The 24,271-nt window shown below is 44.3% G+C and carries 10 protein-coding genes; all 10 read right to left on the reverse strand.

The features are described 5' to 3' along the window. Window positions 1-5: 5 nt before the first annotated feature. Genes D2U88_RS12620 through D2U88_RS12665 form a run of 10 tightly spaced genes read right to left on the reverse strand, consistent with a single transcriptional unit; the run spans window position 6 to window position 24,258 of the window. A complete protein-coding gene (locus D2U88_RS12620; protein WP_119640932.1) occupies window positions 6-2,420 on the reverse strand; it encodes an ABC transporter permease in 2,415 nt (804 codons plus the stop codon). A gap of 28 nt (window positions 2,421-2,448) precedes the next feature. Further along, window positions 2,449-4,851, reverse strand: a complete 2,403-nt coding sequence (locus tag D2U88_RS12625; RefSeq protein WP_119640933.1) for an ABC transporter permease — start codon at window positions 4,849-4,851, stop codon at window positions 2,449-2,451. 30 nt (window positions 4,852-4,881) lie between these two features. Beyond that, a complete protein-coding gene (locus tag D2U88_RS12630; RefSeq protein ID WP_119640934.1) occupies window positions 4,882-7,191 on the reverse strand; it encodes an FtsX-like permease family protein in 2,310 nt (769 codons plus the stop codon). 35 nt (window positions 7,192-7,226) lie between these two features. Then, window positions 7,227-9,644, reverse strand: coding sequence for an ABC transporter permease (locus tag D2U88_RS12635; protein WP_119640935.1), 2,418 nt, complete (start codon window positions 9,642-9,644; stop codon window positions 7,227-7,229). 39 nt (window positions 9,645-9,683) lie between these two features. Next, window positions 9,684-12,134, reverse strand: a complete 2,451-nt coding sequence (locus D2U88_RS12640) for an ABC transporter permease (protein ID WP_119640936.1) — start codon at window positions 12,132-12,134, stop codon at window positions 9,684-9,686. Between the two features lie 18 nt (window positions 12,135-12,152). After that, on the reverse strand, window positions 12,153-14,585 hold the full coding sequence (locus tag D2U88_RS12645) for an ABC transporter permease (RefSeq protein ID WP_119640937.1): 2,433 nt from the start codon (window positions 14,583-14,585) through the stop codon (window positions 12,153-12,155). 30 nt (window positions 14,586-14,615) lie between these two features. Continuing rightward, window positions 14,616-17,003, reverse strand: coding sequence for an ABC transporter permease (locus tag D2U88_RS12650; protein ID WP_119640938.1), 2,388 nt, complete (start codon window positions 17,001-17,003; stop codon window positions 14,616-14,618). 21 nt (window positions 17,004-17,024) lie between these two features. Beyond that, on the reverse strand, window positions 17,025-19,403 hold the full coding sequence (locus D2U88_RS12655) for an ABC transporter permease (RefSeq protein WP_119640939.1): 2,379 nt from the start codon (window positions 19,401-19,403) through the stop codon (window positions 17,025-17,027). Between the two features lie 9 nt (window positions 19,404-19,412). Next, on the reverse strand, window positions 19,413-21,812 hold the full coding sequence (locus D2U88_RS12660) for an ABC transporter permease (RefSeq protein ID WP_119640940.1): 2,400 nt from the start codon (window positions 21,810-21,812) through the stop codon (window positions 19,413-19,415). Between the two features lie 31 nt (window positions 21,813-21,843). After that, a complete protein-coding gene (locus D2U88_RS12665) occupies window positions 21,844-24,258 on the reverse strand; it encodes an ABC transporter permease (protein ID WP_119640941.1) in 2,415 nt (804 codons plus the stop codon). Window positions 24,259-24,271: the final 13 nt, after the last annotated feature.

Raw genomic sequence — 24,271 nt, forward strand, 5'->3', positions numbered from 1 at the left:
AGGTATTATTCGGTTCTTAAACTTTTTACGGGATTGGCGGAGGCCGCTTTTATGGTACGTGTTCCCACAGTAATAAAGGCAATGAGGGTGGCCAATAGTCCAGCTCCCAAAAAGAACAGGGGACTTAAACTTACATGGGTGGCATAGTTCTGCAGCCATTCATTTAAAAAGTACCATGCAATTGGTGTGGCAATCAAAAAGGCAATGCCCACCAACTTCAAGAAATCCTTGGTGAGGAGTAACGCTACGGAAGAGATGCTGGCGCCTATTACTTTACGCACGCCTATTTCCTTGGTGCGCTGTGCCACTACCAACATGGAAATGGCAAACAGTCCGATACAGCTTAGCAGAATGCCCAAGATGCTTCCGCTGGTGATGATGGTCGCCATGGTCTTTTCACGCCTAAAAGTACGGTCCACGTTCTCATCCAAAAAAGAGCCTAAAAACTCTGCCTGCGGCTCTACTTTTTCCCATGCATCCTTGATGGCGTCAAAGGATTTGGCAACATTTTTAGGGGCCACTTTCACATAAGCATAATAAAGGTCCCAATCTTTGTTCATGAACAATGTCAAAGGCTGTATTTTTCTGCTAATATCTTGAAAATTAAAGTCCTTGACCACACCGATTACGGAATAGGTAACATTGTCATCCATGGGAATGGTTATGGAAAGTGGGTCTTCGTCCCCAAGCTGTTTGGCCATGGATTCGTTGATGACCAAGCTAAGGCTATCGGTGGCGAAATCCCTATCGAACATACGCCCGGCAACCAACTGTAGGTCCAAAGTCTTTACATAGTCATAGTCTACAGTCAAGGCATTGGTAACTACGCCCCGCCCCTTATAGTCAAAACCCATCATGCTGCTGGATTGACTACCATCTCGGCCCCTCCCCAAATTGTTGTCGGCCCCAGAAACGCTGACGATATCGGGATTGTTCTTGAGCTCATCACGGAGTAGGTCCACTACACTATAACCGTTCTTTTTTCCATTTAATGGGATGGAGACCACCTGCTCTTTATTGTACCCCAAATCCTTGTTGCGCATAAATTCAATTTGACCATGCAGTACCAAGGTTCCCGTGATCAAAAGAATGGCAATGGTAAACTGAAGGACAATCAGCCCATTGCGCAATCGGTTCTTGCCCACATCCAATTTTCCCTTAAGGGCCCGAAGGGTACCTAATTTACTCATTAACAAAGCTGGGTAGCCTCCCGCAATGAGTGTAATGATGAAGACGGCAAGGGTAAAAAGGATAAGCACACTAGGCTGTGTAACGTCGGCAAAGGAAGCCTTGGTGTTAAAAAGTGTCTTGAACGGGTTCAGGAGGAGGTTGCTTACCACCATCCCCAATAGTACGGATACGGCAAACACCAAAAGACTTTCCAACCAAAATTGAAAGAATAGTTGTTTTTTAATGGCCCCCAGGGTCTTGCGCATTCCAATTTCCTTCAATCGTTTTTCGCTTAGTGCAATACTCATGTTGATGAAATTGGCACTTACGATGAAGATGATCACCAAGGCAATTCCCAAGATCATGTATGGAAAAATACGGATTACTTTGGCTGTACCAGTAGTGTATGAAGCAAAATGTCTATCGGTGATGGGCATCAAGTGAAATTGTTTGTATCTCCCATCGGCATTTGGAAGAGCTCCATCGCGGATATCGCTTTCTATGCCTCCTTTATAGTGAAGGGTTGTAAAGGGAATCGTGTTTTCCTCAAATTGTGCCACGGAAACTCCTTTCTCCAGTTGAAGATATATAGGATGGAACTGTGAGTCCCATCTATCCTTGTTGGGCAGGTATTCGGGATGGTTCTCAAAGGGCACCACAATTTCAAAGTCAACACTACTGTTGCTGGGCGTGTCCGCGAGTACGGAAGCAATGGTAAAGGGCTGTTCTTCCCTGCCAATTTTTAGAGAAATGGTCTTGCCAATTATGTTATCGGTCGTTCCGAATATTTTTTTGGCGCCTTCCTCGGTAACCCCTACCGAATTCTTGTTGGGCAAGGGATTTTCAGAGTTCCCCATAAGGGTCGGGTAGGTGAAAATATCAAAAAAAGAAGGGTCTACATATTCGGCATCCAAACTCAGTTCCTTGGTGTTATATGTTATCAAGACATCTTCGCTTACTGAACGGGCAATATGTTTTATGCCCGGCACCTCTTCTTCAAGGGCAGGGGCCAAGGGGACAGGGTTTGATACACTGATCTCAGGGCCTCTTGGTGTTTGATGTGCCAGGTAAAGTTGATAGGCAGAGTCCTTGTTCTCGTTGAATTGATCATAGGAAAGTTCAAAAAGGGCCGTCATGGTCAAGAGAATGGCCACGGCAAAGGCGCAGGTAAGCCCCACAATATTGGCTAGGGTGAAGACTTTATTCTTCAATAAATTTCTCCAAGCGATTTTTAAATAGTTCTTAATCATGGTGTCTTTTTTAATGATGAATTTTAATTTATTCCTGTCTTAGCGCGTCCACTGGATTTTGATTGGCTGTACGGGTATAGTTTATACCCGCAATCAATGCCACCAATAGTAATATGAATAGGCTACAAGCCGCAAAGAGTCCCCAATGTAGATGAACCTTGAAGGCAAAATTTTGCATCCATTTGTCAGCAGTGAACCAAGCGCCTATCAATCCAAGGAGAACAGCGGGTACGGCCACATATTCCAAATCGGAAATAAATGCTTTTAATATGTCCCAGAGGGTTGCCCCATTAATTCTTCTAATGGCGAGTTCTTTTCTACGTCGGGCAGATTCATTGAAGGTATAGCCCAGCAATCCGATGATGGTAACCAATAGGATGATAATATTTCCAATGAGCATGGCATTACGGAATCCTTTTTGCCCTTTATAGGCATTCAATTGTTCCGCCTCAAGGCTTTTGATTTCTGCATCATCATACGGAAAACCTAAGTTAAAGACCTCAGTAATTTTGCTCATAAGCCCTTCTTGAGCCCCTTCATGGGCCTTGACCATAATATTAAAGGACATGGAGGGATTTTCAATTTTCAGTTGTTCAAATCGTTCTTCCGGCAGATAAAAAAACACAGAGGGCCTTACATCCGGGTCAGATATTGAGCGAACCACAAAATCGGGGAATACCCCGCGAATGGTGGTGCTTCCATGTTCGGTAACGGTAATTTGCTTACCAAGGACACCATCTGTCCACCCGTTGTTTAATTTTAACAATTCGGCGCCTTTTTTACTGATGAGTACATCATTGGCAATGGCTTCTTTACTGGTAAAATCCTCTCCTTCGTCCACTTTGATGCCCAATATGGAAAGATAGTTGCCGTCTGCTTCATAAAAATCGGCCACATTGAACAAATCTCGTTTTTCATCAGGTGAAAGCACATTGTTTCCGGATGCACCACTGATCGGCACATCATAGCCCAAACCAACCGTTTCGATCTCGGGCATGGCCCTTAATTCATTTAAAACCGTCGAGAGCTTGTTACCATCCATGCCTTCGGTAGAGCCATAGTAGACACCTTCGGCACTATAACCATGGTCGGCATTTTTCATACTGTTGTACTGCAGTGTTACAATAACCAGTACAGTGAGGATAAATGTGGCCCCTACGAATTGGAAAGACAGCAGGACCAGCTTCCATTTCCCTCTTTTTTGTTGGTAGTCCCTGAAAGCTGTGGCCACGGGGACACGTGAAAAAAATCGCCCAGGAAAATAACTGGTAACGAAAATAAGAGACACCACAAGCAATGCCAATGGAACAATAACGTATGGATTCAATACCGAAGAAAGGCTGTGTCCCCATTGAGCCTCGGCCATAGGTTTAAGTGCCCATATCATAAGTAGGGCGCCTACAATGGAAACAAGAAAAAGGACAGCGGTTTCGGAAAAAATCATTTGCTGTAAATTCTTTGTCTCGGCCCCACAGGTTTTGTGTATAGCGGAACTCTTGGCCCGCGTAACCAATGTTCCCATAGTCAACAGAATATAGTTCATCAAGGAAACGAACAGTACGGCCAGGGCAATAGTGGAGAGGATAACAATCATGTCCTTCACATTGTCCACATGTATTTTCTTGATGGGCATGAAGGAATATTGCAGTACAATGCCTTGTTGTTCCTCTTCCATTTTTTCAATATCCTGATGCTTTACCTGCATGGCACGAACAGCGTGGGCCAAATCTTTCGGATTTGTTCCAGGACTCAGCTTTACACAGGCATAATACCGATCATTGCCCATCCAGTTGGTGGTACCGTCCCATGAAAAGAATTGGGTGGTTGAGACCATGGAAACCAAGATGTCATAGGTATAGTTTGTGTTCTCGGGCAAGGTTTTGAACACACCACCTATGGTGAGTTCTTTGTTTGGATAGTTCTTTATACTGATAACCTTTCCGACAACATCCCCTCCTATATTTTCCGCAAGTTCTTGGGAGACCATACAGGTCATGGGACTCTTGAGTATTTCTTGTGGATTTCCACTGATCATGGGTATGGGAAGCACATCGAACAAATGTTCATCTGCCAATGAAATGCTAGCGTCATAACTGTTCAGGTCATCAGTATAGATAACGTGATCACCAATGGAGTTGAGACGGGTAGCCGCTTCTATACCTGGCACTTCTGCTTTAAGGCCCGGAGCAATGGCCCCGCTTACCCTTGGGAAACTTTCCAATTTGTCCGAGGATTTGTCCATCTTAAAGTTTTCGTGCACCACATAAATGCGGTCTGCATCCGGATAAAAACTATCATAACTATAATAGTACAGCACCTCGGAAAGGAGCAATATCCCGAATGCCAGCCCTGCGGTCAAAGATATGATCCTGGTAAAGGCATGTTCCCCTTTTCGGAACAACCTGCGGAATGCCAATTTTAAATTGTTCATCGTTGTTTCATTATCGTTTTCACCAAAAAATCATTCTTGCTTTAATGCATCCACTGGGTTTGCCGATGCTGCGCGCCAACTTTGCCAACTCACCGTGAACAAAGCCACAAGCATGGTCAGTACTCCAGCAAACAGGAATACCCACCAGTTCATATTTGTTTTATAGGCAAAACCTTCGAGCCATTTATGCATGACGTACCAAGAAAGGGGTACGGCGATCAGGAATGCCAATGCCACCCATTTCACGAAATCTTTGTTCAAAAGCATCATTACACCACCAATGGTGGCACCGTTCACTTTTCTCACGCCAATTTCTTTTTTCCGTTGCTGCATATAGAAAGTGGCCATGGCCAAGATGCCCATGGAGGAGATGATGACCGCCAGAAAGGTAAAATAGCTGATGATCTTTCCTGTGCGCTCTTCTTTTTTGTACCATTGATCTATGGTCTCGTCCACAAATTGAACATCGAATTCCACGTCGCCGACAATCCCTGCATAAGTGGACTTTACTTGGTTGATGGTGTTTACAATTCCTTGCCCGTCCACTTTTAAAAAAATATTGTCCGCAAAAAATCCGGGTGTTTGTTGACGCAACATGAGAGGCCCAATATTGTCCCGTAATTGTTTAAAATTGAAGTCTTTTACGACCCCTAAAATAGGCACCTCGTTCTCTTCCATTTTGAAGGAAACAGGATTGTCCGTGATGCCCAACGTCTTTAGGGCAGCCTCATTCAGGACAACCCCATTGTGTGAATAGGCCACATCCGTTGGCATGACCTTGATGTCAAACACATCATAAAATGCGGAATCCACTGCAAATTCTTGAAAACTGATTGGTTTTCCCTCGTAATTGAAAGTCTGGTTACTGCCTCCGCTCAAAGGGCTTTGCCAAGTTATGGAAGCGTCTTTTACACCGGGAATTTTTAGAAGTTCGTCTTTAATGGCCTTTTTTTGGTTGGTACCTCCTAAATATTGCAAATGGACAATATTGTCCTTGTTGAATCCCAAATCCTTGTTTCTGAGATAATCCGTTTGTTTAAGAATGATCCAACTACATGCCAATAGGGAAATGGCCACAGTATACTGGAACGTGATGAAGGCCTTGGCATAGACACTTTTTGCCTTTGTCCGCAATTCTCCCTTCACTACTTCAATGGGTTTGAAACCTGAAATCTTCAAAGCGGGGACAATACCCGAGATAAAGCCGATCAAGAACAGCATGCCAAGTGCCACCACAATGTTGGTTAGGGTAAGGGCATGGTTAAGGTTCAAATTGGTTTCCAAAAGGGAATTCAGGGTAGGCTCCAACAATTTGGCAAACAGAAAGGAGATTAAGACGGCAGCAAAACACAGTACAAAGGACTCGGCTACCAATTGACGGATCAATTGTTTCTTGGATCCGCCCAATAATTTCTTCACTGCCACTTCCTTGCCCCTAAAGGTAGCCTGTGCAATGGTTAAGTTGATGTAGTTTCCAACGGCCAGTAAAAGGATAATGAAAACGATAACAGAAAGCACCATGACCATGGTTCTGCTGTTACTTTTGGTTCCATTTCCTACTTTATTACTAAAATACAGTTCCTTCAATGGGGTGAACTCCACTGTTTTTGCAATACTATCTTGATATAACCAGAAACTCTTTTTGAAATTCTCCAAAATCTGTGGGGCCTTGGCAGGAAGGTTGGTATTGGGCTTGGCCATCAGATAAATGCTTATAGAACACCAGCCATATTCTTCCATAATGCCCTCAAACCCAAAGATTTTTTTAAAGGCGCCCAGATTGACCAAGGCATCCTGCTTATTGAAATGGGTGTTCTCTGGAAAGTCGTCCATAATACCGGTAACCGTAAACTTATGTTCTGTATTGATGAAAACAGACTTTCCGACGGCATTGGAAGTGCCAAATAACCGCAATGCCATGGATTTGGAGAGCACAATGCCATCCTCGGTCTGGAGCACATCTTCAGATTCGCCATAAAGCAGGGGAAACGAAAACATGTTAAAAAAACCAGGGTCGACCCCCAAATAATCAAATTTTAGTTTCTGGCTTCCCGATGTGGATATTCTACCTGAAACATTTAACACCCTCGTGAAATCCTCAATTTCTGCATATTCCTGTTTTAGATCGGTCGCGATCGGGGGGGAGAAATCCACGGTTTCATTTTCCAAGCGGTATATTCTGTCCTTGTTCTTATGGAAATCGTCAACGGACAGTTCGCTTTGGATGTAGACCCCAAGCAACAGCACAAAGGTGAGCGACAGGGCAAACCCCAAAACGGTCACGGTTGTGTACATTTTGTTCCTAGAAAGATGCCTCAGGTATGATTTTAATCCTAACATGTCACATTTTCATTTAATGGTTCTTTTGATTGGGATCATTCATTTCTTAAACTTTCAACCGGATTGGTCATCGCAGCTTTAATACTTTGCCAGCTTACGGTAAGGAGCGCAATCATCAAGGCCAATATTCCCGCCAACGCGAATACCCACCAACTCAAAGGGGTTTTATAGGCAAAAACACTGAGCCATTTGTCCATGGCATACCATGCAATGGGAACAGCAATGACAAAGGCCAGCCCGACCCACTTCACAAAATCCTTGTTCAATAAGGAAAGGATTTGGGTAATGGTCGCCCCGTTGACCTTTCTGATCCCAATTTCCTTAGTACGTTGTAGGCAGGTATATGATGTTAGCCCAAACAAGCCCAAGGAGGCGATTAGAATGGCGAGCACGGTAAAAAGCTGAAAGGCCTTGGCAAACTTCTGTTCATCTTTAAAGAGCGCCTCATATTTCTGATCTAAAAAGGTGTAGTTGTAGGTGCTTACCGGGAAAATCTGGTGCCATATCCTGCTCATGTCATCCAAGGCCTTTTCGGTATTTCCCATGGTCATGGCCTTTCTGTCCAATTTTACCAAAACGTTCTGGGAATTTCTTGTATGTCTTATGACCATTGGCACCACAGGGGACTTCATTCCAGAATGGTTGTAATCTTTGATTACCCCTGCCACGGTCCAATCTGTTCCCCAGTACTTAATGGTTTTTCCAACGGCACTTTCCACATCATGGATTTCCATGAAATGCACCATCTTTTCATTGATCACAACATTGTTGCTCGATTTTTGACTGGTCTGTCTGAACGGACCTCCGGCAACGAATTCCATTCCCATTACATCAAAATATTCGGGCCCTGCACTATAATTGTACCAGATATGCTTCTCATCCGTTTTCCCATTTGGGAACGTAATCCCCATATTGGAGTTTAAATTGTCAAAAGAATCCCCTGGATAGGTTCCTGCTCCCGTAACCTCGGCTACATAGGGACTTTTTCTGAGTTCATCCTCCAGCGCATCAAAACTTAAATTGAACAATGAGTCGGATGTTTTATTGAGTACCTGTCCTTTTAAGGCAATCACGGGGTCTAAAGTGGCCCCAATAGGGCGGTTTTTGAGAAAATGGATCTGCTTATTGGCCATAAAGGTGCCGATCAACAAGGCGATAGTGGCCACAAATTGGCACACGACCAAGGCTTTGATAAAGAATGCCCCCCCAGAAGAGGTCTGTGCTTTTCCTTTCAGGGCCTTGGTGGGCTTGAACCTGGTAAGTACAAATGCGGGATAAAAAGCAGCCAAAGAAGCACCGACCAACATAATGGCCAAATAGGGCAAAAGGGACATCAATTGTGCCTTGTCCAACCCTAAATCTTGCTCCACCAGGGCATTAAAACTTGGAAGCAGAATATAGACACTCAACACGGCAAGAACAATGGCGATAATATTCAACAGCGACGATTCCAAAAGAAATTGAAGGGCCAGTTGAGGTTTTTTGGCCCCAACAACTTTTCTAATGCCGACTTCCTTGGCACGTTCCAACGATTTACTGCTGGAAAGGTTCATGTAATTCATCCAACAGAGTAGAAGGGTAATAAAAGCGATAATGGCCAAAAACCGAACATTATTGCCATTACCGTTGGTTTCTGCCTCATAGGGTTTGTTGGAATTCAGGTGTATGTCCTCAATGGGTTCAATATGGTGCCTTTCGTTTTTCAGCCCCTCTGGGACATAGTCCATGATTTTTTGCCCCAACTGGGCAACATCGGCATTTTTATCAACCTTTATATAGGTGAAATATGCATTTTGGTTCCACGTATAATCCCAGTCCTGTTTAAATCTTTCCCAGGTATAAAAGGTTTTGAGGGAAACCAGAAAATCGTTTTTTAAATGGGTATTGTATCCTTTATTGTCCATTGTCCCCGTTACGGTGAACAACAAGTCGTCCGATCCTGCAATTTTCAAGGTCTTTCCTAGGGGGTCTGCGTCACCAAAGATTTTTTTTGACAAAGCGGTGCTCAGTACAATGGAATAGGGCTCATTCAAGGCATTGGTTACATCCCCTTTTTCCAAAGAGCGACCAAATACATCAAAATATGTAGGGTCTGCCAAGGAAGCGGTAATATGGTCAAAAATCCCGTCATCGTGCAACAGTACCACTTCACCCAATCGCCTCAGCCTTGCAAATTCCTCAATCTCGGGAAACTGTTCTTGGAGCGTGGGGCCACTTACAATGTAGGCATTGGCATCTCCGGGAACATATTTTCCTCCTTCAAGATAGTCCATGTATACGCGATACACACGGTCGGAGCCTTCAAATTTGTCATAACTGTGCTCATGGTTCACATACAACATGATGAGTATGAAGGAAGCAATCCCAACAGTCAACCCAAAGATGTTGATGAAAGAATATAATTTGTTCTTGAAGAGGTATCGACTCGCTATTTTTAGATAGAGTTTATACATGCATTAAGTTTTTGTTTGTTCGTGAAGGGCAGCATAAAATTATTCTGTCCTTAAGCTTTCCACCGGATTTATATTGGCGGTCCTATAGGTCCTTGCGCCGATCACGATCAAGGCAACCAGCACCATACCCATTCCACTGGCGAAGAATACCCACCAGCTGAGGGAAGTCTTGTAAGCGAAACTCTGGATCCATTCTTGGATGAGGTACCATGAAATGGGAACAGAAATGACAAAGGCCACACCCACTAGCAATAAGAACTCCTTGCACAGCAGAAAGTTCAATTGGGCCAAATTGGCACCCAATACTTTACGGACCCCTATTTCTTTTACCCGACGTTCCGTGGTGTAGACCACCAAGCCCAAAAGCCCCATACAACTGATCAAGATGGCAAGCCCCGTGGCCCATTTCAACAATTGCACGGTGCTGCGTTCTTTCCTGTAAAAGCCTTCCACCACTTCACTCATAAACCTCACTTCGACCTCTTCATCTGGGTAAACAGAAGCCCAAGCATTTTCCACCTCTTTAATGGATTCCGGCCATTGTTCGGAATTGGATCCAAGATCAAAATGGATACTACGGAAGTTGGAATACTCTTGGTTCCTCCAATTTCCCGTCAAGGCCAATGGTCGTATGTTGGACCTTAAGGAACGCTGGTTGAAATCTTTCATCAACCCCACTACAGGAATGTTCATAGTGTCCAATTTCAACATAGCACCGACCACATCCGAAGGGTTTTGAAAGCCCAAGGCCTTGGCCATAGCCTCGTTCACTACATATTCCTTGATGCTGTCGTTCAATCGTTCCCTTCCGGACAGCATGGGAATATTATAGGTTTTCAAATAGTTGAGGTCGCCCCACAACATTTCGGTTTCTTGGTGCATTTCAGCACCATCCTTGTAATAGGCGAGCATAGTGGAGGAAACACTGTTTGATGCGGGAGGATTGTTCCCCCAACTGATGTTGGACAGCCCTTTGACTTCCTTTACCATGTTGAACAACCGCTCCTTTTTCACTTCGGAATTGTCGTTCCAAGGCAGATACACATAGGCAACGGCATCTGTCTTGAGCCCCATGTCCTTGTTCATTACAAAATATAATTGTTTGGCAACCAGCATAGTGGCGATAACAAAAACCTGTGCTACCACAAACTGGAAGACGGTAAGGGTCTTTCGGAGCCGAACGCCTTTGTCGCCCTTTGCAAATTGACCCTTAAGGACAGAGACGGGTTTGAATCTGGACAAAACAAAGGCAGGATAAAATCCCGAAAGCACACTTACCAACCCGATAAGAATTAGGATACCAAAAATTCCTTTGAAACTGTAAAGCACCGAGAGGTCCACATCCGCAGGTAAAAAATCAACGAACTGGCGCAGCAGCATTGGAGCCAATAATAGCGACAATAGGGCCGCCATGGACGTTAGGATGAAAGTTTCACCTAAAAATTGACGGACCACCTGTTTTTTGGAACTTCCCAAGGTTTTTCGAATACCAATCTCCTTTGCACGGGTCAAAGCTTGCGCAGAATTTAAATTGATGAAGTTTGCACAGCCCAAAAGCAGCAGGAACAAAGCCACAAAGGCAAGGCTCTTGAGGACCGACATGCTGGCAACATGGTTGGAATTGTTAAAGGGGTAATCCCCGTATTTACCTCCAAAATGGATTTCGGCAAGGGATTGAAGCTGAAACAACCGCTGATCATCAACGGCCCATGGCTCATTGTTTTTATGTTCCTCGGCAAGGGCATCCAACCGTGATTGGATAGCAGGTGTACTGGCCAAATCTTTCACCTTGATGAAAAGTTGGTCCCCGGAACTGGTGCTGTTCCATTCGTCATCCGTGGTAATATCCTGTTGACCAAACATTTTGGACGAGGCCAAAGACATAAACTCAGTGAACTTAAAATCGGTATTTTCTTTAAAATCGGCTACAACCCCCGTAACCTTTGCCGCTATGGAGTCGTTATAGATAAGGGTGCGACCCACTACTTCGGCCAGTTGGGTATTCGGAAAATACGTTTCGGCCTTCTTTTGTGAAAGCACTACTTGGGCGGGAGCTGAAAGAGCGGACTGCTTATCGCCGGCCAACCATTCATATTGAAAGATTTGAAAATAAGCATCGTCGGCCAGGATAGAATTTTGAACGTTCCTAAAATTCAAATCGGCTTCTTTGTTCTCTACTTTGGCAAATCCGACATTCATGAAGGGGGCGGTAACCTCCACTCCTGCAACACCCTCCTGAAAGGTATGCATCAAAGGGATGGCCACCCCGCGGTTGGAGAATTCACTATCCTTGGATTTGAATACCGAGACAATCCGATAGATACGTTCCTGGTCCGGATGGAACTTATCGAAGGAAAAGTCGTAGTATACAATGGCCCCGATGACCATGGCGGCGCAAAGCCCAATGGAAAGCCCGATTACATTGATAAAAGAAAAGAGTTTGTTCTTAAAAATACTTCTCCATGCTATTTTTAAATGGTTAAAAAACATGTTTTTGTGTTTGGTCGATTATTCGGTTCTCAAGCTTTTTACAGGATTTACGATAGCTGCCTTTATACTTTGGTAGCTTACCGTTAAGAGCGCAACGCCAACGGCCATGAGTGCCGATAGGGCAAAAATCCACCATGGGATGTTGATGTGGTACGAGAAATCCTGTAACCAGCGGTCCATGGCATACCAGCCCAATGGAAGGGCGATGACCACGGAGAGCACTACCAGTTTCAGGAAATCCATGGAAAGGCGGAACACTATTTGCCCGACCTTGGCTCCCAAAACTTTGCGAACCCCAATTTCCTTCACCCTTTTTTGGGCATTGAAAGCGGCAAGTCCAAGAAGCCCCAAACAGGCAATGATGATAGAGAGAACGGTGAATATCATAAAGATCTGGCCCAATCGCTGCTCCGCTTCATAACTGGTGTTGAAGGAATCATCCATGAAATAATGTTCAAAAGGCTGTGAAGGGGCAAGGTCGCGCCACGCATTTTCGATTTCCGATAGGGTTCGGGAAACATCCCCACCATGTAGCTTTATGGCCAAATTACTGGCGTAGTCCGCCCCATAGAACAGCCCAAGGGCCGATACCTCGTCCCGTAAAGATTCAAAATGGAAGTTCTTCACCACTCCGATTACGGTGATGATGGAACCATCTTGGAAATCATTGATAAATTGGGAACCAATAACCTCTTCTGGGGTTTTGCCCAAGATGGCCACGGCCTTTTCATTTAAGAGAATGGCGGAGGAATCGCTTGCAAAATGATCTGGGTCGAAATTCCTTCCGGCCACCAAAGAAAGACCGATAGTGGAAAGATAATCCTCATCTACCTGCCATTCCTGCATGTTCAGTGCTTTCTCCATGCTTTGGTCCTCGGCGCGCATAAAAGTGCCACTGCTTCGGGATGATGGTGTTGGTAGATAACTGCTCAATGTGGCTGTATTGACCTGGCTGAGACGCAACACGGCATCCTTAAAAGCCTCCCGCTTCCCTTCCAGGGAGTTCACACCCTGAATTACTAAAACTTCATCTTTTGCGTAACCAAGGTCCTTCCCCTGAATGTACTGCAATTGTTGAAAGACCGTCAAAGTTCCCATGATCAGGAATACGGAAATCGAAAATTGAAGGATTACCAAAGCGTTGCGTACACGGCCTCCTCCAATGGAATTATCACCCTGTCCTTTGAGCACTTTAGCGGCTACAAAACGGGACATGAAAAGTGCGGGATAGCTGCCTGAAAGGAACCCCAGGGCCAACGCTGCCACAAGTAGAATCAACCAAAAGAATGGATTGGCAAAGGGTATGGCCAGTTCCTTTCCGCTAAGGTCATTATAAAAGGGCATAACGGCTGCCGCGATAATAACGGCAAATACCAAAGAGCCCATGGCAATCAATCCGGATTCAGTCAAAAACTGCCCGATCAAACTGCTTCGTTGGGAGCCCAAAGTCTTTCGAATACCTACTTCCTTGGCCCTTTTCAGGGAATGCGCCGTGGATAGGTTCATGAAGTTGACACTGGCCAATACGAGCAGAATCAACGCGATGGCCCCGAGAATATATACGTTTTTGATATCACTCACCGCACTGAACTCAGGACTCCTTTTGGAATATAAATGAATGTCTGTCAATGGGATAGTGGAGTAGTACATATAGTTCCCGGAATCAATGAACTGCTGTTCCGTAATGCCAGGGAAGAATCTTTGTGCATAGGGAATCAGGTATTTGCCCACCATATTTTGCAGGCCATTCTGTATGTTCTCGACTTTAGTACCTGGCAATAGTTTGATCAGGGTATAATAATTGTGGTTTCCCCATTCTGCCTGCCTGGAATCCTCATACCCTGCCATGGAAAGGAGCAGCCCCCTGTCCTTTAGAAATGAATTTTCCGGTAAATCCTCAACGACCCCCGTTACGGTATACACATCTTGATCGTTCAACACTACAGTTTTTCCAATGGCCTGATCAACGGGAAAATGCTTTTCAGCGGCCGTTTTGGTCATAACCAAGGTATTGGGTTCCACAAGTGCCGATTTTTCATCACCATACAAAAGCTTTATGCCAAGCATGTTGAAAAAAGTAGAATCGGCATAGGTCACTGAAGCTTCCCTAACATTGCTCCGGGCATCCTGTGGACGGATGAACACACTGCCCACACCCCTGAACCGGGTAACGAGTTCCACATCGGGAATATCGTTCAAAATGGCTTGGGCCATGGGAGCGGAAACTTCCGCAAGTCTTTCTTCTTTGCCGCCGAACTTCATATCCGCATTGAGTCTGTAGATGCGGTCTGCATCGGCAAACATGGTGTCGTAGCTGAGTTCATCATAAATGTAAAGCCCCAGCAAAAGCCCACCAGCCATTCCTATAGCTAATCCAAATGTATTGAGGAAAGTGAAGAACGGCTGTTTTTTTAGGCTTCTCCAGGCGATTTTTAGGTTGTTCTTGAACATGATTTTTTGTGTTTGTCGTTTTTTGATGTGTTATTCTATGCGCAGGCTTTTGACGGGGTTGGCGATGGCCGCCTTAATGGCCTGGTAGCTGATGGTCAACAAGGTAATGGCCATGATGATGGCCACGGCCAGGACGAATATCCACCAGTTGAGGGGAGTTCTATACTCGAAATTTTCGAGCCATTGGTTCATAAAGTACCAAGCGATCGGCGTGGCGATTACACCAGCAATGAGAATCAGTTTCAGGAAATCCTGCATGACGAGCCCCACGAGGTTGGTAACCCCGGCCCCCAATACTTTCCGTATGCCAATTTCTTTGGTCTTCTGTACCACAAAGAAGAGGATGAGCCCGTAAATACCGAGACAGCCGATAAAAATGGCAAGACCCGAAAAAATTCCGATAAGGGAAAGGAAGCGTTGCTCGGTTTGATAGAGTTCCGCAACACGGTCATCCAAGAAATCATATTCAAAAACATAATCGGGAAACGCTGCGGACCATTCACTTTCAATATGCTGTAACGCGTTTTTGGCAGAAGCCATGTTGATCTTTATGGCCAGTTCATTGTACAGTCTTGGTTCTGGAGCAATGAAAATGGGACTTATTTTTTCATGGAAATCACCATCATGAAAATCGGCCACTACGCCAACAATTTTACCTTTGGCAAAGCCAGAGCTTACGTTAATTTGTTTGCCGAGCAAATCATTGGGATTGGAAACCCCTACTTTTCTCATAAATTCTTCATTGACAATCATTTCGTCCACCGAATCCTTTTCGAAGAAATTGCGACCGGCCACTAGGTTTAGGTCAAAGGCATCCAAATAGTTTTTATCACCTCCTTTAACCTGAATGTTGAACTCCTCAGGTTCCGGTCGGTTGTTGAACTTGACGCTTGTACCCCAATTGTTGTCGCCGGCTCCAGGTGAGGCAAAACAGGCCGTAAGGTTTTCCACGCCCGAATTTTGCATGATTCTTTCTTTGAGGCCTTGGAGTTGGGGGGCTTCGATTTGATCAGGAATTTCAACCATCACAATACCATCCTTTGCAAAACCGAGGTCTGATTTTATGGCATATTTAAGTTGTTTGCCTACCACTATGGAACCGATAATGAGTACGATGGAAATTACAAATTGGGTGACCACGAGTGTCTTACGGGTCAGATAGCCTCCGGTATCATTGTGGGACAGTTTTCTTTTGAGGGCCAGAACCGGCGCGATCCTTGCCAAAAGCACACCAGGGTAGCTGCCAGCCAATAAGGTGACCAACGCCAATAAGAGCACCACAAAACCTAAAAACGTAGGATTCAACAGTTCCTTGAAGGAAAGCTCCAGGTCAAATACAGTGTTGAAGGAGGGCAGTACCAACAAACACAAAGCAATACCCAAAACCAAGGCAAGAACACTGACGATGAGCGTTTCCGCCATAAATTGCCAGAACAATTCACGTTTATAGCTGCCAAGAACCTTGCGCACCCCAACTTCCTTTGATCGGTTAACGGACTGTGCCGTGGAGATGTTGATAAAGTTGATGCTGGCCACGACCAAAATGAAAAGCCCGATGAATGAAAATATCCATAGTGATTTCGCGTCGATGCCACCACTGTATCGATCGTCAAAATGGATGTCTTTAAGGGCCTGAAGTTTATAGTGGTGTACGTTTTTGGAATTGGGCCGGAACTTTTTCACGTACCCTTGCAATTGCTCCTCGATTTGGGCAATATTCTGGTTGGGCCGCATGAGCGCATAACAATGCAATGAAGAATTGATACCTCCCCAGCTTTCGGAAGACATAAACTCATCATAACTCTTTAAGGTATCGAAAGAGAGGAAAACCTGTGCCTTCGTCAGTGTTGTTTTAGGGAGATCTTTCAGCACTCCGGTCACCTTTATGGTTTCTCCATTTTCCAGTACAAAGGTCTTGTTGATGGGGTCTGTCCCGCCGAACATCTTTTGGGCCATCTGTTCCGTAATCAAGGCCGTATTGGGCTCTGAAATGGGAGCCGCATTGGAACCATCCACCAAAGGGTAATTAAAGATTTTGAAAAATCCGGTTTCAGTGAAGGCAATGTCTGCCTTTAACTGTTTTTTTACTCCATTTTCATCCAAGGTGATGAGCCAATTATCGCGATCCGCACTTTTGGCCACGATTTCGGCATAGTCATAATCCTGTTTGAAAGCATTGGCGAAACCTGGGGGTACTGCGGCCTCATAATCGATAAGATCCCGGTGTTCCTCGGTATTCACCCGGTAGATTCGGTCGGCATTTTGATGAAAATTGTCAAACTGCAAGTGAAATTGAACAAAAAGGAATATCAAAATACTGCAACCAAAACCCATGGTAAGTCCTAGAATGTTGATAAATGAGAACCCCTTTCTTTTTACAAGGTTTCTCCAAGCTATTTTTAGGTTGTTCTTAAACATGATGGTTCGTTTTTTAGTTTATTATTCGGTTCGCAGGCTCTTTACTGGATTGGCCGTAGCGGTTTTTATGGATTGAAAACTTATGGTGAACAAAGCAATAAGTAAGGTGCCTATAGCGGCTATGACGAACATCCACCAACTTATGGATATCCTATAGGCAAAATTTTGCAACCATTGGGTCATGGACCAATATGCCACGGGGGATGCAATAATGATGGCGACTATCACAAGCTTCAGAAAATCTATGGATAAAAGTGCGGTTACACTCTTTACAGAAGCTCCCAAAACCTTACGGATGCCGATTTCTTTTCTTCGCTGTAAAGCAATAAAAGTCGCCAGACCAAACAGGCCCATTACCGCAATCAATATGGCAAGACCCGTGAAGGCACTGAAAATCATTGTCAGACGATCCTCTGCCTTGTACTGTGCGTCAAAAGTCTCATTTAAGAAATGGTATTCAAAAGGTTTTTCGGCATCGTATTTTTCATAAACCGCTTTCATTTGCTGTAAGATAGAGGGGATGTTGGATTTAGGTGCGATTTTGGCATAGACGACCCCGCCATATTCTGCCCATGGAGAAGATTCATCACCGCCCTTGCTTACCAATAAGCACAGTGCATTAATTTTATGATGGAGCGAGGTATAGACAAAATCTTTTAAAACCCCATTAATCTCATATTGTCCGTTTATTTTTTGGTTGATCGGATTTCCCTCAAGATTTAATTTTTCAATGGCCATTTTATTAATGATGGCAACAGTTTTTCGGCCATTTAGTAAAAGAGAATCGATAGGGGGAGTTTCCCATTTCAGATTCAACATCGAAATAAAATTTTCATCAACAGTGAGTGTTGGCAAAAAGATCATTTCATCATCAGTGTTACTTTTGACCCCCATCATATTATGTCCCTTGTACAATGGAAGAATTGCGATACTGGATTGCAAGACTTCGGGAATAGTTTGTATTTCCTGTTTAAAAGGTTCAACATGCTTTCCAGCAGCAGCGGAAAAAGGCAACATCACAATATTTTCCCTGTCGACACCAGTGTCTACATGCCTGAAGAAATACATTTGCCGATCGATTACGATGGCACAAATGATCAGTATAATAGAAATGCCAAATTGAAAAACGGTAAAGAACTTCCTAATGCTCGCACCGCTGTTCTGCGCACTTAATTTTCCGTGTAAAACAACCATTGGTCTATAAGCGGACAATAGTATTGCGGGATAGGTGGCCGCAAGCAAAATGGTCAAGATGAGCAATACCACAAGGGACACAAGCATCTGTGGGGCATATAAAAACGAATTGTCCATTTGAATGTCCAAAAGGCCAAAAAAGAATGGTTGTGCCGTTAAACAGAGAAAATATCCCAACACAAATGAAATGACCGTATACAATGCCGATTCAAAAAAGAATTGTAATGCAATGGCTTTTCTGTGGGCACCTAACACTTTTCTGACACCAACCTCTTTGGATCGAGTTGTGGATCGTGCCGTGGAGAGACTCGCGTAATTTACAAGGGCAAGAAGTAAAATTAGGATGGCCACCAACGGAAATATTTTTATATACCTACTATTGGCAAAGTCTCTCCCAAAATGTAAACTTGTAAGTGGTCTGAGAAGATATTTTTTGTTTACATCGCCCTCACCACCTGTTTTTTGACTATCAATATTGAGTATTGCCCCCTCCACAAGCGCAGGGTCTGCTGATTTGTCCAAAGAGAAATAAGTGGTGAAATCGGAATAATCGTTATTTAAGGATTCTTTGTACTCCTCCATGGATGCCATACTGGAAATGGAAGCCACAAAATCAAAATCAATGCTAGAATTGGAGGGAGCATTTTGCGCAATCCCGGTTACCGTAAAAATATATTGGTCGTTATATAAAAATGTCTTTCCAATCGGATTTTGCCCTCCAAAGTACCTTTCTGCAATATTTTGTGAAATAACCACTGAAAAAGGGGCTTTTAATACATGGCCATTGTTGCCCTGAACCAAAGGAAAGGTGAAAAAGTCAAAAAAATTGGAATCGGCAAACAAGAAATTATCTTCGGAAAATTTTAATTCGGGTGATTCAGGATTCTGGATGGTAACGTTCTCAAAATTCTTTTTATACCGAAGGTAATCTTCTATGGAAGGAATTTCCTGTTTGCTTTCCGGACCTTTAGAATAGCCCATGTAGGGCATGTATATGGGATCTTTGCCAAATGTTATTTCAGTTTCGCCCAGATAAATATTATCTGCATTTTCATGAAACTTGTCATAACTGTATTCATGACCTATGTATAAAACTATCAGCATGCATGCAGCAAGTCCCAACGATAGACCAACAATGTTTATCGATGAATACACCTTGCTTCTCACCAAATTTCTCCATGCTATTTTCAGATAGTTCTTTATCATGACGATTATTTATTCGGTTCTTAAACTCTTTGTTGGATTAGAACGTGCCGCTTTGATGGCCTGGAAGCTTACCGTGATTACCGTGACCAACATGGCACCTAGCATGGCAAGGCCAAAGATCCACCACTTCAGGATCACTCGATATGGATATTCCTGCAACCAACCGTTCATTACGTAATAGGCAATAGGCACCGCTATGAAACAGGAGATGATCACCAGTTTCAAGAAATCCTTGGAAAGCATGTTCCAAACGTTGAACACGGAGGCTCCCAAAACTTTTCTCACCCCAATTTCTTTGGTGCGTTGCTCGGCCACAAAAGAGGTAAGGCCAAAGAGCCCCAAACAGCTTATCAAAATGGCCAAGGCCGTAAAGATTCCGGATAGTGTGCCGATACGTACTTCTGAGGCAAATTTTTCGGCGTATTCTTCGTCCACAAAATCATATTGGAATGGAATATTGGGGAAATGTTCCTTGAACACCCGCTCAATAATGGCCAAGTTTTGGCTGGCACTTTGCTTGGGGTTCAACCTCAAATTGTAATAAGAGCCGTTGCCATATTTGTCAAACACATACATGCCTTGTTTTACCGGTTCATAGGGTGATTGGGCAATCATATCCTGTACCACGCCGATAATTTTTAGGGGTGGATTGGGGTCTTCCTCGTCATCATCTTTGATGAACTGGCCTATCGGGTTTTTAAGCCCCATATATTTAACAGCGGTCTCGTTGATGAGCACTGCATTGGAATCGGATGGGAATTCCCGTGAAAAGTCCCTTCCCTCCACAATCTTTAGGTTTAGGCTCTTGGCATATTCTGGGGAAACCTCGGTCCAAGCGAGATCTTCCTGAAAACCTTCTGGCTTGCCCTCCCAATTAAAACCACTTCGGTTGGACCAAATATTGGTGGTAGGAGCACTGGAGGTGGACATCTCCATAACGGCGCCAGACTTGATGAACTCATCTCGCATCAACTCGAATTTGCCAGTAAAATCTTGGCTCATGGTCGGTATTTGGACCAACCCTTCCTTGTCATAACCAATGGGCCTGTTCTTGGCATAGTTGATCTGTTGCATCACGATGACCGTTCCGATAATGAAGGCCACGGACACAGTGAACTGAACCACAACCAAGATTTTTCTTGGCAATCCGGAATGTTTGCCCGCCTTAAATGTTCCCTTCAAAACATCTACAGGTCTAAAAGAGGACAGATATAGGGCGGGATAGCTTCCCGCCAAAAGGGACGTGAACAGAATGAAAGCCAAAGAGGCTCCCCAAAATCCTGCCGAACCCCATGGGAACGACATTTCTTTTTTGGCAAGCTCGTTGAAACCGCTCAGGGAAATCACCACAATCAATACCGCGATCACAAAAGCAAAAAGGACCACCAAAAAGGATTCTCCCAAGAATTGGTTGATCAATTGGTTGCGTTGTGACCCTATGGATTTTCTGATACCCACTTCCTTGGCCCTTTTCTCGGAACGGGCCGTACTCAGGTTCATAAAGTTGATACAGGCCAAAAGCAGCACAAAGGCCCCGATAATGGCAAACAGCCAAACATATTTGATTCGCCCCCCAACTTGTTTTCCATTTTCAAAATTCCCACGTAGATGCCAATCCTTCATGGGGAAGAGAAACAATTGGGGGTTGAATTCCTCCGTGTTCTTGTTGAGGGTTTTCTTAACATCTTTTACGGTAGAAGTCACCCGTTCCATGGTGGTGTTGTCCGCAATCTGCACAAACATTTGGAAGGAGTTGTTTCCCCATTGGTCCTCTGCGTTTTTTATCCATTCGTTCACGGAAACATATTTGTCCCATGGCATGATGAACTCCGTATCGTTGAAGGAGGCATTAAAGGGAATGTCCTCATACACGGCCGTTACCATCATGTCGTATTGGCTGTTGACCTCAATGGTCTTTCCAATAGGGTCCTCGTCGCCAAAAAGGGCCTTTGCGGTCGATTCGTTCAACATGATGGAATTGATTTCCCGAATCCCATCTTTTTCACCTTTCAGGATTTTAAGATCTAACATTTCGGGTGCTTCGCGCTGCATGAAATTGCCATCACGCGAGATGCTGGTTTCCCCATATTTTAAATATTGGGAGTTGTTCCAAGAGCACATCACTAAATGCTTGAAGTTGTCCATATAACCATCCCTAAAAGCTTTTTCCAAAGGCCGGGGAATGGCAGGACCTGTGCCCGTCCGCCCATTGAAGGTCTGCGATTGGTAAATCTGGGCAATCTGGTTTTTGTTGGTGAAATAATCGTTATGGCTCAGTTCATCCTTCACCCATAGTCCGATGATTAAGGTAACGGCCATGCCCAATGCAAGGCCACCAACATTGATGATGGTATAGCCCTTATGTTTGGTAAGGTTCCTCCAGGCAATTTTTAAATAATTCTTTAACATGATGGTTCGTTTTTGATTGATGATTTATGATCTATTCTGACCTTAAGCTTTTAGCTGGATTCACCAGCCCCGCCCGTATGGATTGATAACTTACGGTAAGCAATGCAATACCTAAGGAGATACCTCCCGCCAAGGCAAATACCCACCATTGAACATCTATTCTATAAGCAAAGTCTTCCAACCAGCGGCTCATCATGTACCACCCAATGGGGATGGCTATGATGATCGCAATCAAGATCAGTTTCATGAAATCCATGGTCAACAACTGGTAAATACTTTTGAACGGAGCACCCAAAACCAATCGAATACTGATTTCCTTTTTTCGCTGTTCCACCAAAAAGGCCGATAGTGCGAACAGGCCCAAACAGGCCACAAGTATGGCAAAAAGCGCGAAGCTGTTGAATATTTTTCCCATGCGCTGCACATCGTCGTGCATGTGTGCAAATTCTTGGTCCAGAAAGGTGTACTCAAAAGACTGTTGTGGCACATATTCCTGCCAAATGGAGGCTACTGAAGCAATGGCCTGGGTGGTTTCTCTCTTGTTCAATTTTATGGAAATCATACTTGGGCTATTGCCGATCACAAGGGATAGGGAGGCGATATCTTCCTTTAGGTTCTTAAAATGGAAATCTTCCACCACCCCGATTATGGTCCAGTCGCGCCCATTGTTGATGTGTTTGCCAATCGGATTTTGAAGACCAAGTTCCTTGGCCATGGTGGTATTGATCACAATGGCGGTGGAGTCACTGGCAAAGTCCTTTGAAAATGCCCTTCCCTCCTTTACATGGAGGCCAAGAGTTTCAATATAATCGTAGTCTACCTGCCATATCTGCGCAGGCACCGAAATTTCTTGGCTGCCCTCGTTGATCATACCAAAAGTGTTTCCGTTGCGTTTGGATCCTTCTACCGGGAGATAATCGCTTACGGTCACAGATTTCACGTCGGATAGTCCAAGAAGACGTTCCTTAAAGGATTCCGTATTGTCTTTTAACAAGTTGGTTCCTTTGATAACCAATACTTGGTCCTTGTTGAAGCCCAATTTTTTATCCATGATGTAATTCATCTGTTTATAGATGATCAAGGTGCCTATGATCAATACCACCGATGTGGTAAATTGAAACACCACCAAGCCACTTCTCAACTTACCGCTCTTACTGCCGGTACTCAAGGTGCCTTTTAGCACGTTCACGGGTTTGAAAGCAGAGAGATAGAAGGCGGGATATAGGCCTGCCAAAATTCCGACCAACAATGCTGCCACAAGGACCACAGGTAAAAACCACCAATCTGCCCATGGCATTACAATGTGTTTCGCTGCTATGGAATTAAAGGTTGGCAATAAGGCCCATGCCAACAATACTCCAATAACAAAGGATATAAAACTGTAGATGACCGATTCGGTCAAAAATTGGCTTACCAAATTGCCCCGGAAGGCTCCCACTGTTTTTTTGAGACCCACTTCCTTGGCCCTATTGGCAGATTTAGCTGTGGATAGATTGATGAAGTTGATGACCGCCAACAACAACACAAAAATGGCAATGGCCGCAAAGAGCCAAACAAAACGGATATCGCCGTGCCGTAGCCCATCACCCATTTTGATGTCGGATTTTAGGTGTATGTCTGTAACAGGCTGTAACTTGTATTCCAACGTTTTTAAGACCTCCATGAAATCCGCGCTCCTCATCCTTTCCTTATATGTCGGGATAACATATTCCTCTAGTATGGAGACCATTTTCTTCTCCAAAGCAGGGATGTCGGTATTGTTATCGACCAGCAAATATGTAAAGTAGTTTGTGTTGGACCAACTCATGTTGGTATCCTCTATGGCCAATAGAAAATTGAAGTCGAGATGGGTTTTTTCCGAAGGGTTCTCTTTAATGACCCCGGTGACCGTATAGGGCCTGTTGGAATTGTCATCAAGAAATATGGTCTTGCCCACCGCATGGCCCTCTGGAAAATATTTGGCTGCCTTGGAAGCGGTCAGTACCACACTTTGTGGATTGGTGAGGACTTGCTTGGGATTGCCTTCCAACAATTCAAACTCCAAAATATCAAAAACCCCTTGATCGGCGAAGATGAAACCGTCCTCAAAGTTGTTTTGCATAGTGCCCACAGGGCGAAAAGGTCTTCTGCCCGCACCAAAAAGCTCGCTCATGTTTATTTTGCCGGCTTCCAAAATTTCAGGAAAGGTGGATTGCAGGGTTTCGGCAAAGGGGAGTTGAAAATGAACACTTTTTAATAACTCTCCGTTCATTACCCCTTGCATGACCACACGGTAGATGCGATCTTTGTTCTTGTAATGGTTGTCATAGCTCAATTCATTTTTGATGAAAAGGGCTATTAAAAGGCAGGCTGCTATCCCAACGGCAAAACCACCAATTTTAATGGTGGTAAAGAGCTTGTCCTTTTTGATGTTTCGCCAGGCGATCCGTAAATGGTTTTTAAACATGATGTTTTTTTTG

Origin of the sequence: Flagellimonas aequoris (assembly GCF_003584165.1) — a bacterium.
GTDB classification, from domain to species: domain Bacteria; phylum Bacteroidota; class Bacteroidia; order Flavobacteriales; family Flavobacteriaceae; genus Flagellimonas; species Flagellimonas aequoris.

Coding starts and splice junctions, on each gene's coding strand:
- D2U88_RS12620 (WP_119640932.1), bottom strand. CDS start 2,420: ATGATTAAGAACTATTTAAAAATCGCTTGGAGAAATTTATTGAAGAAT.
- D2U88_RS12625 (WP_119640933.1), bottom strand. CDS start 4,851: ATGAACAATTTAAAATTGGCATTCCGCAGGTTGTTCCGAAAAGGGGAA.
- D2U88_RS12630 (WP_119640934.1), bottom strand. CDS start 7,191: ATGTTAGGATTAAAATCATACCTGAGGCATCTTTCTAGGAACAAAATG.
- D2U88_RS12635 (WP_119640935.1), bottom strand. CDS start 9,644: ATGTATAAACTCTATCTAAAAATAGCGAGTCGATACCTCTTCAAGAAC.
- D2U88_RS12640 (WP_119640936.1), bottom strand. CDS start 12,134: ATGTTTTTTAACCATTTAAAAATAGCATGGAGAAGTATTTTTAAGAAC.
- D2U88_RS12645 (WP_119640937.1), bottom strand. CDS start 14,585: ATGTTCAAGAACAACCTAAAAATCGCCTGGAGAAGCCTAAAAAAACAG.
- D2U88_RS12650 (WP_119640938.1), bottom strand. CDS start 17,003: ATGTTTAAGAACAACCTAAAAATAGCTTGGAGAAACCTTGTAAAAAGA.
- D2U88_RS12655 (WP_119640939.1), bottom strand. CDS start 19,403: ATGATAAAGAACTATCTGAAAATAGCATGGAGAAATTTGGTGAGAAGC.
- D2U88_RS12660 (WP_119640940.1), bottom strand. CDS start 21,812: ATGTTAAAGAATTATTTAAAAATTGCCTGGAGGAACCTTACCAAACAT.
- D2U88_RS12665 (WP_119640941.1), bottom strand. CDS start 24,258: ATGTTTAAAAACCATTTACGGATCGCCTGGCGAAACATCAAAAAGGAC.